2 protein-coding genes are annotated in these 799 nt (G+C 61.7%); both read right to left on the minus strand.

Going from position 1 to position 799, the window contains the following annotated elements; genetic code table 11:
- A partial coding sequence (locus tag ACOCD2_RS23210) for a hypothetical protein (RefSeq protein WP_419626235.1) occupies positions 1-292 on the minus strand: 292 nt, incomplete at its 3' end.
- 10 nt (positions 293-302) lie between these two features.
- The coding region (locus ACOCD2_RS23215) for a DNA methylase (RefSeq protein ID WP_419626237.1) at positions 303-799 on the minus strand (497 nt) is incomplete at its 5' end.

Raw genomic sequence — 799 nt, forward strand, 5'->3', positions numbered from 1 at the left:
GGTGTTGTCGCAACAGATAGCATTGTGCTTGTTCCCCTTGCTGTTGGCGCCTGGGTGGGTGATGGCGGTATCGTCCTTGGGGGTTTGCGATGACGGTTTGCTGGAGTTGGTGCTGTTTTTTTGGGGTGCGTTTTTCCATGAACACGACCCTCAGCACCTCGAACAACATGAGCATGGCCTGGAACAGAGCGTGGCTGTCTGCCGTCATCTTGCCCGAGGCGCACAGGCGCTCGAATTCACCTTTCAGCGCGTCGAACTCCTCGCGCGGCGATTGTTTGTTGACGGTGGCCATGATCGATGCCTCACCCGGATCCGGCCGCGTCCCCGGCCTCGACCGCCATCATGGCCGCCAGCACCGCGAGGCGTTCCGCCCGCGGCAGTGCCCGGCAGTTCTTCCCCCAGTTCGCGGCACGGCGCCTGATGCGCTGGCGGTCGGTGAAATTCCTGCCCGCGCAGCTGGCCCAGTGCACCCGGTCGGGGGTGAAATTGAACCCGGGTTTTTCCGTGCGCACACCAGCGTGGCTCATGACCTGCAGTTCCAGCGTGCGCCAGCCCGCGAGCCGTTCGTCGTACAGGGCCGAGGGGTCGCCGGACAGGATGATATTGCAGGGCAGGGTCTTGAGCAATTCCAGCAGCTCGATGTGGTCCTGTTCCTCATAGTCGAAACGGTATCTGCGTCCCGATGTACGTGTGTGATGGAGATAGGGCGGATCGCTGTAGATCAGTTCGCGACCCCCGTAGTCATACGCCGCCAGGAACCGGTGAGCACAGTCGTTGACCTTCTTTACCGGATAGTCAC

This window comes from Thiolapillus sp. (assembly GCF_048562965.1).
In the GTDB taxonomy this organism is placed as follows: domain Bacteria; phylum Pseudomonadota; class Gammaproteobacteria; order Chromatiales; family Chromatiaceae; genus Thiolapillus; species Thiolapillus brandeum_A.